Origin of the sequence: Peptacetobacter sp. AB800 (genome assembly GCF_047807365.1) — a bacterium.
In the GTDB taxonomy this organism is placed as follows: domain Bacteria; phylum Bacillota; class Clostridia; order Peptostreptococcales; family Peptostreptococcaceae; genus Peptacetobacter.
The window spans coordinates 14,671-28,617 of sequence record NZ_JBLOUI010000032.1 but is presented as its reverse complement, the minus strand read 5'-3'; the positions used below and the strand labels follow the sequence as shown (position 1 = coordinate 28,617).

Here is a 13,947-nt window from a genome sequence, read left to right as displayed (position 1 = left end):
AAAGCGACCACACATTTTTTAATTCTTGTCAACATTTTTATAAAATAAAAAGACCCCATATTATTTCTAATATTGAGGTCTTTATGTTTTTCTACTAACTTAATGACATTGCTTTTCAGCCTCCCCATTTTACTCAATTATTTAAAATAAAGTTTTGACATATCTTCAAAAGTAAATATTGGTGCTAGACCTGCATCTTCTATTCCTTCTAATGATGGATTTGTAACTAATATTCTTAAGTTAGTTCCAAATGGATAGAATAAGGCTTCATCAGCTACTAACTTCTGAGCTTTATTGTATATTTCTTTTCTCTTAGCTGGGTCAGTTTCTGCTCTACCATCAGCGAATAACTGATCAAGTTCTTCGTTTGCATAGTTTATCATCTGTCCAGTTCCGAACATACCATTGAATCCATCTGGATCTATAGTCATTATGTATCCACCTAAGTACATATCATAAGTTTTATCTTCGTTGTTGTAAGCAGTTTCCATATATCCTGCCTGGTCTAAACCACAAAGTTCAACTTCTATTCCTATTTCTTTAAGTTCAGCCTGTATAACCTGAGCCTGTGCAGTCTGAGCTGAATCATCTCCTATGTAGCATATTTTTAATGCTTTAGGTCCATTTTTAACTAATTCTTTAGCTTTTTCTACATCCTGAGTATACTGTTCAACATCTTCTGAATAGAATCCGTTGTTTGGAGGTAAGAATGATACACTTGGCTGTGCATAATCTAAAGAAGTATAAGAAGCTTTTAATATTTCATCTCTATTTAAAGCATATAATATACCCTGTCTGAAGTTCTTATCCTGCATACTGTCAGCTACTCTGTTTAATCTAACATAAGCTACTCTACCTTCACTGTATGTACTAACTTTGAAATCATCCATTCCGTCTAATTCATTTGGGAGCATAACCCATCCATCTATTTCACCATTCTGAAGTGCTGCTTTAGCTGTTTCTGGGTTAGTTATTATCTGGAATATAACATTAGGTATTTTAGCTTCACCATTTACATAGTTAGGATTTGCTTTACATTTTATATATTCACCTGATTTATATTCTTCGAATATATATGGACCACATCCAACTACTGCGCCTTCACCTTTGTTTAAGTCCATATCTAATGAATCTTTTCCTTCAAATACATGTTTTGGTAAAAGACTTACATTTGATATATTTTCTGGCATACTTGCTGCAACTGAAGGTAATTTGAATTCTACAGTTGTATCATCTACTTTTTTAACTTCTACATTTTTATCATTTACTTTTAACATACCAGATTCATCCTGAGCCATGTATGTTTCAAAAGTATAAACAACGTCGTCAGCTGTTAAAGGTTTTCCGTCTGACCATTTTGTATCAGCTTTTAGTTTACAAGTATAAGTAAGTCCATCTTCTGATGGTTCAAAGCTTTCTGCTACATAGTAATTGTAATTACCATCTGCAGCTATTGTGAATAATGGTTCATTCACTGTTTTAGCTAATGTCATTGATGTTCTGTCATCAGCTGTAAAATAATTTAATGTGTTTCCACAGTCATCAGATACAGCATATGTGAAAGTATCTTTTGCTGCACTATCTGATGCGCCTTCATCGCTTTTTCCACATCCTGTTAGCATTGTAGCGAACATTGCTCCACATAAAAGGATGCTTGCAATTTTTCTTTTCATGATTTTCCTCCTCATAAGAAAATTTTTTACCCATATATAATCTTACATATAAAAAATTTTTATATCAAGATAAAAAATATCAATTACTATTGTAATTACCAATACTTATTTATATAATTATAGGGAAAACCTATGAAAGCACTAAAAATTATTAGTTTATATACTAAATAGATTTTATTTTTTAAAAAGACTATAAAAATTACTATATATTTTTATAGCAAAGAGTTGATTACTTGTAAACACTCTTCTATTAGCATTTAAGTTCTCTATTGATTTCTTCAAGACATTCTGTAAACGCACTCTTGCTGCTGCTCTTTTTTCTAAATATAGGTATACTTTGTTTCTTTGCTTTCATCTCAACTATATTGCATATCTTGTGTGAAACCGTAGAAGTCAATATTACAACAGCATCAGGATTACCTATTGAACTTGCCAACTTATTTGCCTTTTTTGTACAGACCTTTGTCTTAAATCCTAATTTTTTCCCCATTTCAAGATAATCTTTCTCCATTCTCTCGTGTCCGCCTACAACTAAAATACTCATAACTTTTTCCTCCTAAAATTTTTATATTTTTATTTTTCTCATTAACTTTCTGTTTGATAATCATTATTATATAATTTATGTTATCATTCGATGAATATTCAGTCAATAAATCTTGGCGAAACGATAATTTTTTTCGTTTTTTGCATAAAAAATAGAGTACCTAATAGTACTCTATTCCTTCCATTGTGTTTCCTCAGCAATTTCAAAAACAACTATTATCCAAACATAATTATCGTTAATTTTTTTTAGCAAAAATTTATTTATCACTATAAAATTTTCGCTTAACTTTTTTATCTTTTATAGATATTTTTTTCTCATATCTTTATTAACTTAAGATTTATATTGAAAACATTTATAATACTAGTGTATAATTAAAATAATATATGTAGTTTTATTTTAGGAAAATCATTTTGAAACAAAATTCAAAATATGCACATATATTTTCTTATAAAAAATAAAGGAGGTAAAAATGGATCAAAACGAAAAAATCAAACCCAGTGGTAAAGCCCTTATTCCTTTCGCTGTATTTATATTCTTATATCTTGGCGTAGGTATCATATTAGAAACATCAGGAACAGAGATGGCATTTTACCAGCTACCAGCACCAGTTGCAATAATTGTCGGTGTTGTTGTAGCATTCATTATATTTAAAGGAAGTATAGAAGAAAAATTCTCTCAGTTTGCAAAAGGATGCGGAAACGAGAACATCCTTATAATGTGTTTTATATATTTATTCGCAGGTGCATTTGCAACAGTTGCAAAATCAATGGGAGGTGTTGATTCTACTGTCAACCTTGGATTATCATTTATCCCAGCTCAGTATATAACTGCTGGCCTGTTCGTCATCGCGGCTTTTATATCTGTAGCAACAGGAACTTCTATGGGAACAATAAGTACAGTTGCTCCAATAGCAATTGCAACAGCAGAAAAAGCTGGATTAAATATGACTCTTATAGTTGCTGCAATCATAGGTGGTGCAATGTTTGGCGACAACCTATCTGTAATATCAGATACAACAATTGCCGCAACTAGAACTCAGAACTGCGAATTAAAAGACAAATTCAAGGTAAACTTCTACATAGCTTTACCAGCAGCAGTTCTTACATTTGTACTTTTAATAATATTTGGTAAACCAGAAACTATAGTTCCTATACAGAAGCTAGATTACAACATAGTCAAAGTTATACCTTATATACTAGTTTTAGGACTTGCTGTATCAGGATTCAACGTATTCCTTACTCTAGGTGTTGGAACAGTTGTAGCAGGTATAGTTGGTATGGCTTACGGAGATTTAACTCCACTTACATTTGCACAGAATATATACGCTGGATTTACAGGAATGAACGAAATATTCTTGCTTTCAATGTTTACTGGTGGTCTTGCCCACATGGTTACTCAGCACGGTGGACTTCAGTGGATATTAGAAAAAATTCAGTCTGTTGTTAAAAGTGAAAAATCAGCTCAGATTGGTATATCTGCAATAGCTGCAGCAGCTGATATGGCAGTTGCAAACAACACAGTTGCGATAATAATAACTGGGCCAATAGCTAAAGAACTTAGTAGAAAATATAAAGTAGATCCAAGAAAATCTGCTTCATTACTAGATATATGGACTTGTATATTCCAGGGATTTATCCCTTATGGAGCACAGATATTACTTGCAGGAAGCTTAACAGCAGGTGCAGTTAGCCCACTTGCACTATTCCCATTCCTATGGTATCAGCAGCTTCTAGCAGTATTTACACTGATATCTATGTTTATCCCTTATGCAGACGGTCTAATAAAGAAAAAACCTTGGAACTGGGAACTAGATAAAGCAGAAGAAATAACTGAATAATACAAAATAACACAAAGAAAAAGACTAGTTAAATTTTGCTCCAGTCCTCAGCGCCTCGTAACATTGAAATGTGTTACATAAATGGACGAGGCGCTGAAGCCTGGAGAGCAAATAATCGTGATTGCGTGCTCATAAAAAAGGCCATTGCAAAATTGCAACAGCCTATTTCTATCTATAGTAATTTATTCAATTATATAGCTCTAGTGTATTCTTTTAACCATTCTCTCTCTTCTTCAGTTAGATGTGGTCCTATTTTTTCGAATACCTGAGCATGGTAGTTGTTTAACCACTCTTTTTCAAACTTAGTCATCTCATCTGGATTTATACCGTCTAAATCTATTGGAGCAAATGTTATAGTTTCGAAGTGCATAAACTGTCCAAACTCATTCTTTTCTCCCTTAGTAACTATCATTTCATTTTCTATTCTTATACCATGAGAGCCTTCAACGTATATACCTGGTTCATTAGTTAAAACCATACCTTCTTCTATTTTATGGTGTTCGTTTTTAGACTTAACTATCTGCCATCTAAATCCTGTTGGTGGCTCATGTATGTTAAGAAGGTATCCTACACCATGTCCTGTACCACATTTGAAATCTATATCTAAGTCCCAAATTGGTCCTCTTGCTATTGCGTCTAAATTATATCCAAAGCATCCGTATAAGAATTTTGCTCTTGATAAATTCATCATACCTCTAACAACTGCTGTGAAATGAGTTTTTAATTCATCGGCAACTGGCCCCATTACAAATGTTCTTGTTATATCTGTAGATCCTTCAATATATCCTCCACCAGTATCATTTAAGAATAAATGTTCTGGAAGTACTTCAACATCTGACTCGTCAGTTGGTGCATAGTGCATCATAGCTGCATGATCTTTATACGCACAAATTGGTTCAAAACTATCTCTTATATATCCTTTCTGTTCTTTTCTGAACTCTTCAAGCTTTCTAGCTGCACTCATTTCAGTTATTTTTATCTTACCTACATTAGTTTTCATCCAATGCATGAATTTTGTAACAGCTATACCATCTTTTATATGAGCATTTCTTATATTTTTAAGCTCAACATCATTTTTCATAGCTTTCATAAGTATAGTTGGGTTCTGATGTTCTATCTTTTCAACACCTTCTGGTATGTTGTTGTAAAGTGCATAATTTAACTTCATTGGGTCAACCATAACACTTTCACCAGCTTTAAGGTTCTTAACCTCTTCATAAATATCATTGTATGGACGAACTGTTATATTATTTTCAGCAAGAAGTGCTTTTGCTTCGTCGTTTAATTTACTTTCATCTATAAATAAATCCATGCCATCAAGTTTCACTAAAGCGTATGAGAATATAAGTGGATAATAAACAACATCATTTCCTCTCATATTAATTAACCAACAAACATCATCTAAAGATGCTATTATATGCGCAGTTGCTCCATTTTCTTTCATAACATTTCTAACTCTCTCAAGCTTAGAAGCAACACTTTCACCTGTGTATTTTTCATCAAGCACGAAAACAGGCTCCTTAGATATCTCTGGTCTATCTTCCCAAACATCACCTACTAAATCGCATGAATACTCTATTGATATATTCTTAGGAGCAAGAGCTTTCTCTAAATCCTGTCCTTCTTCCATAGAAACAACACGTCCATCAAATGCTACCTTACCATTTTCTGGAACTATCTGTGCAAGATATTCTTCCATAGTTGGAACACCGTCTTCAAACATATGGAATAAAGAAATTCCGCTTCCCTCTAACTGTTTCTCAGCCTGAGTCCAATATCTACCATCAGTCCAAAGACCAGCCTCATCCTTTGCTATCATAACTGTCCCATAAGAACCATCAAATCCTGATATATATTCTCTACATTTGAAATATTCTCCTGCATTCTCACTCTGATGGAAATCTGCTGTCGGAACTATATAAGCATCTATCCCATTCTGCTCCATAAGAGCACGAAGTCTTGCTATTCTCTCTACTACCTTCATCTAAAAAGCCCCCTTAAAATCAAATATAAAACCTCTTGTAAAAAAAATAATTCACTCTTTAATAATAACATAAAATTTTGGAAAATTCAAACTTATGAAAATAATATTATAATCTAAAAAAACACACTCCAAATATTCCTTACAAATCTATATTTACAAACTTCAAAACAACTCTCTCTACATGCACCGATAAAATTATTACCTATATAAAAAAAGTGGCTATTCACAAAATTTGCAACCAAACCTTTTTAAATTAATCTTTTATAAAATTACTAACTTAAAAAGAGGTTGTTACAAATTTTTGTAACAACCTCTAAACTTTCGCTTTATGCTATTCACAAGATTGGCTTTAGTAGCAGTAATTTTGTGTGTGAGCACATATTAAATCGCATCGACAATTCTGCAAGCGCCCCATAACATTGAAATGTGTTACATAAATGGATGGGGCGCTGAAGCCTGGAGAGCGATTAATAGTGCGAAATACACAAAATCTGCGCTAAAGGCTTTTGCGAATTAATTTTTACATTGGTAATATTTTATCGTGTATGTATCCATCTCTTACACCATTTTTTACTACAACTACTTCATCAACACCAGACATTGTGCAAATAGTATTAAGAACAACCAAACTTGGTATAATATTATTCATACGATCTGGAAGTATTCTCTCAAGAATATCTACATCGCTCTTTCTCGGATCCGAAAATCTCTCTGTAAGCTGATTAAGCTCTTTAATAGGAATATAATACTTATTTGACTTCTTCTTAGTCACATAAATATATCTATGAATCTTTGCTGCAGCTCTTGCAGTACCACCCATTAAATACATAACCCTATGGTTATTTCCTTTAAAAATCTTAGAACTTTTAACACTAGCTTTTACACAATCCTCGATTTCTTTTATCTCATCAAGTGTAGGATATACCATAGAAACAAATTTATTTCTCATCTCAAGACCACCAAGAGGTAAAGAAACTGAATCTATAACCTGTCTGTCTTTAAACTTGAATATCTGCACACTTCCTCCGCCTAAATCAAGTCCCATACCGCTTCTGTCTTTTACAACCTGGCTAAGACCGATATAGTCGTAATATGCTTCCTGTTCTCCAGTTATTATTTCTGTATTCTCTACAATCTTTTTCATCTCAGAAACAACATAAACACTATTATCTACTTTTCTAAGTGAAGCAGTTGCAAAACAGAATACTTCTGCACATCCAAGTAATTCACAGATTTTAGCAAATCTATTTAATACTTTTAAAAGTCTTTCAAGACCTTCTTCCATAAGATTACCATTCTGTATAAAGCTTAGTATTACAGAAAGTTCCTTTTCTTTTAGTATAATCTTTATCTCTGTTCCCTTTAATTCAAAAATTATTAATCTAATCGTATTTGATCCTACATCTATTATTCCATATCTCATCGACATTACTCCAATCTTTCTTCGTTTTGAGTAGAGTCTAATTATTTATCTCGCATCTCTAATTCCTTATAAGCTCTTTCAAAGAAATACTCCTGTGAATTTAAAGGTGCACCTTCCTGTTTAACGTGTTTGTATGTACCGTCTTTAAGAAGTTTTCTCGCTTTAACATTATCTGTGTACATTATTGCAAAGTCTTCAAGAATTCTCTTCTTAATATCTGGATCTAAAATAGGTGCTGCTACCTCTACCCTTCTCATGGTATTTCTTGACATTAAGTCAGCAGATCCTATATAAACCTTACTATCGCAACCTTCACCGAATATATACACACGAGTATGTTCAAGATAACGTCCAACTATACTTATAACTTCTATATTTTCTGTAACACCCTCTACTCCTGGTATTAAGCAGCATATACCTCTTACAATAAGTTGAACTTTAACCCCTGCCCTAGAAGCTTCTATAAGTTTATTCATAATTCCCTTATCAGTTAGAGAATTTATCTTTATACCTATATAGGCTGGTGCTCCATGTTCTGCTTTAACAATTTCATTGTCTATCATATCCATAATAGGCTGTCTTAAACAAAGTGGAGATACTAGCAATAGGTCTGATTTTTCTACAACTTCTCCAAGAGATAATCTATCAAAAACTCTACCTGCTTCGTGTGCGATTCTCTTATCAGCAGTCATTAAGCAGTAGTCTGTGTATAATTTTGCTGTTTTTTCGTTGTAATTTCCTGTACCTATCTGAGTTATGTATTTTATTCCTTCATCAGTCTTTCTTGTTATTAGACATAATTTAGAATGAACTTTTAATCCAGGTAGTCCATAAATTACTCTACATCCAGCCTTTTCAAGTCTTCTAGACCAGTTTATATTGTTTTCCTCATCAAATCTTGCTCTTAACTCAACCAATACGACAACTTCTTTTCCATTTTCAACCGCATTTGAAAGCGCATCAACTATCTTACTGTCACTTGATAGTCTGTAAAGTGTCATCTTTATAGAAACAACAGTTGGATCTTCAGATGCTTCATATAGCATATCTAAGAATGGCTTCATGCTGTTGTACGGATAGTATAAAAGTTTGTCCTTTTCTTCAATCTGTTCTATTATAGAACGTTTTGATGAAATATCAGGCGATTTCTGAGGAACTCTCTTTTCATAGAATAACTCTGAATGATTTCTAAGCTTGTCCTGTATCTTTCTAACAAAAGAAAATTCAAGCGGTGATTTAGAATAGAATATACTTTTTTCATCTAATCCTACGTATTTTCTAAGAGTTTTTAACGCTGAACCATTAAGCTCTCTTGACATTTCCATTCTAACTGGCGCAAGTTTTTTTCTTTTCTTAATTAGCTTTTTCATTGTATCTCTGTAATCTAAATCTTCGTCGTATACTGTTTCCTCATCAATATCGGCGTTTCTAGTTATTCTTATCAGAGATTTGCTCTTAACCTTATATTTTTTAAATATTTTTGTTACAAAGTAAAGAATTAGCTCTTCTGCTAAAATATATTTTCTTTCATCAGATGGAATTTGTATTAATCTTTCAAAAACATCCCCTGAACAAGGTACTATACCAAGTTTTTCTGTTCCATTCTTACCTTCTAAAGAAACTATTGCGTATATTTCTTTTTCCTTTAAGAATGGGAAAGGCTGTCTTTTTCCTATTATTTGAGGAGAGATAAGAGGTCTTATTTCTGAATCAAATAAATTTTCTAGTGCTTCCTCATCATCAGGAGTTAATGCCATGCTGTATTCATTTTCTAAATCTTCAACACAGTCCCCCGCTGCATTGCACTTTACCCTTGAATGAAAGTCTACTAGCTCGATTCCAAACTCCTTAACTTCTCTCATTAAATTATTGTAAGCATCGTCTTTTAACTCATTTAATTTTTTTGTATATTTTACAATTTCTTTAATCTCCTCTTCAGGAGTCATATTTGTTTTACTATCCCTAGAATCTGGATCTACTATCATCTGGTCGTATAATGATCCAACTCTTACCATGAAAAATTCATCTAAATTGCTCTGGAATATAGATACAAATGTCAGCCTTTCCATTAAAGGAACTGACGGATCCATCGCCTCTTCAAGCACTCTTTTGTTGAATTTTAGCCATGATATTTCTCTGTTATCATAGTATTTTTTAGTCATTTTTCTCTCTCCCAACATCTTTATTTTATAGATATCATATCTATCTGATTGCTATAAACATTAGTAAAATTATCACATAATTATAATACTAACACTTATAAAAAAATCATTATAGTAAGCAATTGTTAAAAGAGGGTTAAAAAAATTTAACAAGAATTTGAGTTAATCAAGCTTTTCTTAACTTTGTTATGAATATAGTCTATCATAATTTTCAGAATATTGCACGTTTATATAGCAAATTTATTTTAATTGCTATAATAATTTTTCTTTTGAGAAATCTATTAAAAATGCTCCAAGTGGTGCAGTTATTATTATCGCAAGTACTGCGATTGATAGAACAAGTTTTCCACAATTTAGTCCTGAAGCAAGTGGTACTGATCCTATAGCAGCTTGAACAGTTGCTTTTGGAAGATATGAGAACACGCAGAATAATCTTTCTTTAGGGTTTAATTCTGTTCCAATCATACAAACAAATACGCCTATTGAACGAATTGCAAGTGCGATAAATATCATAACAACCGCTGTAAATCCCGCACCCATTGTGTATCTTATATCGACAGCAGCTCCAACAAGTACGAATAAAACAACCTCTGCAGCTATCCAAATTTTACCAAATTTCTCCTGAAGTCTAACCTTTACAATATTTGTACTCTTCATCGCAAGTACTAAAGCCATACTTGTTACAGCAAGTAATCCCGATACTGCAACTCTTCCTTTTAAATAATCTTCAAGTGCAACAAGTAAGAACGATACAGCTAATATAATTATGACTTTTGTGCTGTTTCTGATTAGATGTTCTTTGTTGTATCTGTACTCAAAAAATCTATAAAGAATTAATCCAACAATAGCTCCAATTAAAATTCCAGATACTATCGAAATTGGTATATCTGCAAAACTAGCTAAATTAACCCCTTCTCCTTGATTCATAGCTAAGAATGTACTGAAAAGCACAATTACAAATACATCGTCAAAAGATGCCCCAGCTAAAATCATCTGAGGTATTCCCTTCTTTGTACCGAGATTATTGTCCATCAAATCAACCATTCTAGGAACTACAACTGCTGGAGATACTGCACTAAGTACTGCTCCAATTAGTGCTGCCTCTACTCTGCTGACACCAAATAAAATCGGTGCAAATATTACATATCCAATTATTTCAAATGTAGCTGGAAGAAACGACATTAAAAGTGCAGGTCTACCAACCTTTTTTAAATCCTTTAGGTCTAGTGATAACCCAGCTTTGATTAAGATGATGATAAGAGCCATTTTTCTAAGCTCCGATGATATGTTTAGAATTGAGCTATCTAAAAAATCCAGTACATAAGGCCCTAAGATTATCCCAGTTACAAGCATTCCTATAATTCTGGGAATTTTTATTTTTTCGCATATAGATGCCAAGCTCATTCCCACTAAAAAAATTAAAGCAAGTGATACTAACATTAAATTCCTCCTTTTTGTTTTTAAACACAAAAAAGCTGATGGTTTCTGCGTGGTTGCAGAAGTCATCAGCTTGATAAGCGGTTTAGGTTTCCCAAGGGAGACATTCATTCCCTAGTTGTATTTTGTATATTTATAATTTATATTATTTTACTTGAAAAAGCAAGAAATATTTAAATAATATAAATTAATAAAAAAAGCTGCTTGTAAAATTTTTACTCGCAGCCATTCTTATATTAACTTATTCCAAAAATCAAAATTACTGTAAATAAAAATAGAATTAAACCTATCCAATTTCTATCTACAAATAATTTAATAAACATAACAACTAAACACAATAAAATTAAAATAACTACTCCATTCATTATCTAATTCCTAATCAAAAGTATCATCAGTAACATCAATGAAGAATATATAAACACCACAAATCTCGTCATTATCATCATATCCAAAATAAACCGGGTACACACCATCGCCCCAACCAGAAGCAAATATAGGAATATTCAGCTCTGTTTCAGGAACTTTCCAATTCAACCAATCGCCACCTTCACGCTGGTATTTTGGATATTTATCATAACTCTCTTCTAACAAATCACAGAATAAGTCGTTATATGGATCAATTCCTTCCTCTTTCTCGCATCTCTGCTCCCAATATTCTTTAAATGCTACTTGAGTACTTTCATCGAGAATACATCCCATTCCCGCATCTACACAAAATCCAAAGTACTCATCATCCTCTAGTTCCTCGTCTAAGTCCTCATTTCCAATCACACCTAAATCATAATAAGCTGGTTTATTATCATTAATCAAAACCTTTACACATGAATATCTATCTCCAAATTTCTCACTTAATGCGACAGAAATATCTACATCATAATTTCCAGGAGGAATATTTTGAATATAAGTTGGTGCATCCTCAAGTTCAATTAATGGGTCACAAGCTATTATTTTTCCTGTTGGAAAAGAAACTTTACCAAGATTCAAAACATCAAGATTTATTTTTCCTATCTTTTTTTCTGTAAAATATGTGTCTAAATTTATTTTGCATCTAAGTGATTCTTTTTTACTTTCGTACTTACTTAACCATTCTTTACTAGGCATAATCTACACTCTCCTTAATCTACATCTGTCCAAAGCATATATTTTCCACAGTTAAGGCATTGGAATAAATAGCATTGAAAACTTCCACCATTTACCGAAGTTCTAATCAATTCCTTTTGCTCCTCATTCCACAAAGAATCATCTAAAACCTCGTCCATTATTCCTAAAGCTTTAAGCTCTAGTGCCCCTACACGACCAAGATATGCACAAAAATCACCACAATGAGCACGCCAATATTCTTGCTGCCATCCGCAATATCCTGGAGTACGATGAATAAGTTCATCAAGTTTTCTCATATCCTCTACACCATCATCCACACAATAATCATCTTGAAAAGTTCCATCAAATTTCTTTGCAACTTCTCCATTTGCAATACAATCAGGACAAAGATAATCAATATCTTCAACAGAATAGAATGGCACTTCATAATATATGTGTGTAGTTTTTCCACAACAATCGCAAATTACACCTTTTTCAGATTCATCAAAAGCTCCTGTTGCCAATGGATTGGGATGATATTTAAATATTGGTATACCTAATTTATCAAGCTTTTTTCTTTCCTTTATCATATCTTCTTCTGTTTTTGGCTTAGGTATAGCAAAATAATCCTTCCAATTTTCTGCATAAGATTTCATTTTTAATAAACGCTTTTGGATTTTTATATCTGATAAATTACCAATTTTTGACAATAATTCATACGCAGATTTTTTATAATTCAATAAATCATATACATTAACTAAGGCTTCTTTAGCTTTAATCTCTTCAATTTGCTCTAATTTTTCTTTTAGGTTGTAAAGATTAATTACACTCTCTGGACTTGTATCAGATTGTTCAAATTGTTTTTTCCGCTCTATATACATTTCTTGATATTTATCCATAATAATACCTCACTTCAACAATTCAATACTGAATGTATAATACTCTTCTGGTTCATAAGAAATTTTTAAAGTCATTCCTGGTATTGAAACACCTTTCAATTTCTCCTATATTTTACCAATCTCTTTCTCTAATTGCTTCCTCAACATCAATTGGAATATCAAAGTAATTTAATATATAACCAACTGTTTCACCTATACAATCTCGAGCTACTGTTTCAATTTCACTGTCATTTTCATCAAATTCATCTTGCAGATTATTAATTGAACAAATAATTTCATCCATTTTTTCTTGAATAATATTTATATCTTTTTCGCCAGTTTCTAGTAAATCAATAACTTTTTGAAGTTCATTTCTTATTTTATCTACTAAAAAATTAGGTTAATAGTCATCTTGATACATTTCATTTAATAATACATAATTGATATCAAATTTTTTCATTCTAATTTTCCTCCTCTATTTTTCTCTTTCTTCTATCAAATCAAAAACCTCATCAATACTCATTTCAAACATTACTGAGTCATTATCTATCGGCTCAAAATAATATCTAATCTTCTCTATTCCAAATTCCTTTTCTAAATTTTTCCATTCCAAAGATAACTTAATACAAAAAGCCAACGTATCACTTCCAAGTGAGTCCATATACCAACGGACTTGATACTTTGGAGATACATAATTTTGAACGCTTTTCAATGTTGTATCCCTATCAGCGAAATCATCTGCATAAGGAATTTTCTCAACAGAGCCATCTTTTTTTAGAATAATATCAATTCCACGTTCTTTTTCTATTTCTACACACTCAAATTGAATGTTATCTTCTAGTGGCAATTTTTCATTAAAATATTCAATAATAGATTCATCATATTCTCGCCAAAATATTTATTTTAAATATTTACAAAATTTTTAGAAA

The 13,947-nt window shown here is 32.1% G+C and carries 10 protein-coding genes, 1 pseudogene and 1 riboswitch; of the genes and pseudogenes, 1 reads left to right on the top strand and 10 read right to left on the bottom strand.

Annotated features, from left to right (window positions below):
• Positions 1 to 137: 137 nt before the first annotated feature.
• Positions 138 to 1,673 (bottom strand): ABC transporter substrate-binding protein, encoded by a 1,536-nt coding sequence (locus ACK2WN_RS09240; RefSeq protein ID WP_416155408.1) that lies wholly within the window; start codon positions 1,671 to 1,673, stop codon positions 138 to 140.
• Between the two features lie 250 nt (positions 1,674 to 1,923).
• A complete protein-coding gene (locus ACK2WN_RS09235) occupies positions 1,924 to 2,217 on the bottom strand; it encodes a DUF2325 domain-containing protein (RefSeq protein WP_300531221.1) in 294 nt (97 codons plus the stop codon).
• 469 nt (positions 2,218 to 2,686) lie between these two features.
• On the opposite strand from ACK2WN_RS09235, the gene ACK2WN_RS09230 reads away from it, so the two are divergent.
• Positions 2,687 to 4,054 carry a Na+/H+ antiporter NhaC family protein gene (locus ACK2WN_RS09230; RefSeq protein WP_329998902.1) on the top strand — a complete coding sequence of 456 codons (1,368 nt, stop codon included), beginning with the start codon at positions 2,687 to 2,689 and terminating at the stop codon, positions 4,052 to 4,054.
• A 190-nt stretch (positions 4,055 to 4,244) separates the two neighbouring features.
• On the opposite strand, the gene ACK2WN_RS09225 is transcribed toward ACK2WN_RS09230, so the two are convergent.
• The 8 genes and pseudogenes from ACK2WN_RS09225 to ACK2WN_RS09190 form a co-directional block, all read right to left on the bottom strand.
• Positions 4,245 to 6,038 carry an aminopeptidase P family protein gene (locus ACK2WN_RS09225; protein ID WP_416155407.1) on the bottom strand — a complete coding sequence of 598 codons (1,794 nt, stop codon included), beginning with the start codon at positions 6,036 to 6,038 and terminating at the stop codon, positions 4,245 to 4,247.
• 520 nt (positions 6,039 to 6,558) lie between these two features.
• Positions 6,559 to 7,461, bottom strand: a complete 903-nt coding sequence (locus ACK2WN_RS09220; protein WP_006439546.1) for a hypothetical protein — start codon at positions 7,459 to 7,461, stop codon at positions 6,559 to 6,561.
• Between the two features lie 41 nt (positions 7,462 to 7,502).
• Positions 7,503 to 9,623, bottom strand: coding sequence for a polyphosphate kinase 1 (gene ppk1, locus ACK2WN_RS09215; RefSeq protein ID WP_416155406.1), 2,121 nt, complete (start codon positions 9,621 to 9,623; stop codon positions 7,503 to 7,505).
• A 252-nt stretch (positions 9,624 to 9,875) separates the two neighbouring features.
• Positions 9,876 to 11,063, bottom strand: a complete 1,188-nt coding sequence (locus ACK2WN_RS09210) for a cation:proton antiporter (RefSeq protein ID WP_416155405.1) — start codon at positions 11,061 to 11,063, stop codon at positions 9,876 to 9,878.
• A gap of 49 nt (positions 11,064 to 11,112) precedes the next feature.
• A riboswitch (Fluoride riboswitch) is annotated at positions 11,113 to 11,184 on the bottom strand.
• A gap of 251 nt (positions 11,185 to 11,435) precedes the next feature.
• Complete coding sequence (locus ACK2WN_RS09205) at positions 11,436 to 12,161, bottom strand: DUF4241 domain-containing protein (protein WP_416155404.1); 726 nt, start codon at positions 12,159 to 12,161, stop codon at positions 11,436 to 11,438.
• A 14-nt stretch (positions 12,162 to 12,175) separates the two neighbouring features.
• The gene (locus tag ACK2WN_RS09200) at positions 12,176 to 13,039 is read right to left on the bottom strand and encodes a CbrC family protein (RefSeq protein ID WP_416155403.1); all 864 of its coding nucleotides are present in this window, start codon (positions 13,037 to 13,039) and stop codon (positions 12,176 to 12,178) included.
• A gap of 112 nt (positions 13,040 to 13,151) precedes the next feature.
• A pseudogene (locus tag ACK2WN_RS09195) lies at positions 13,152 to 13,478 on the bottom strand (DUF5713 family protein).
• Between the two features lie 15 nt (positions 13,479 to 13,493).
• The gene (locus tag ACK2WN_RS09190) at positions 13,494 to 13,865 is read right to left on the bottom strand and encodes a glutathione reductase (protein ID WP_416155402.1); all 372 of its coding nucleotides are present in this window, start codon (positions 13,863 to 13,865) and stop codon (positions 13,494 to 13,496) included.
• Between the last annotated feature and the right edge of the window lie 82 nt (positions 13,866 to 13,947).

Bases quoted from the DNA above. Each gene is read 5' to 3' on its own strand.
- ACK2WN_RS09240 (WP_416155408.1), bottom strand. From the start codon at position 1,673: ATGAAAAGAAAAATTGCAAGCATCCTTTTATGTGGAGCAATGTTCGCT.
- ACK2WN_RS09235 (WP_300531221.1), bottom strand. From the start codon at position 2,217: ATGAGTATTTTAGTTGTAGGCGGACACGAGAGAATGGAGAAAGATTAT.
- ACK2WN_RS09230 (WP_329998902.1), top strand. From the start codon at position 2,687: ATGGATCAAAACGAAAAAATCAAACCCAGTGGTAAAGCCCTTATTCCT.
- ACK2WN_RS09225 (WP_416155407.1), bottom strand. From the start codon at position 6,038: ATGAAGGTAGTAGAGAGAATAGCAAGACTTCGTGCTCTTATGGAGCAG.
- ACK2WN_RS09220 (WP_006439546.1), bottom strand. From the start codon at position 7,461: ATGAGATATGGAATAATAGATGTAGGATCAAATACGATTAGATTAATA.
- ppk1 (WP_416155406.1), bottom strand. From the start codon at position 9,623: ATGACTAAAAAATACTATGATAACAGAGAAATATCATGGCTAAAATTC.
- ACK2WN_RS09210 (WP_416155405.1), bottom strand. From the start codon at position 11,063: ATGTTAGTATCACTTGCTTTAATTTTTTTAGTGGGAATGAGCTTGGCA.
- ACK2WN_RS09205 (WP_416155404.1), bottom strand. From the start codon at position 12,161: ATGCCTAGTAAAGAATGGTTAAGTAAGTACGAAAGTAAAAAAGAATCA.
- ACK2WN_RS09200 (WP_416155403.1), bottom strand. From the start codon at position 13,039: ATGGATAAATATCAAGAAATGTATATAGAGCGGAAAAAACAATTTGAA.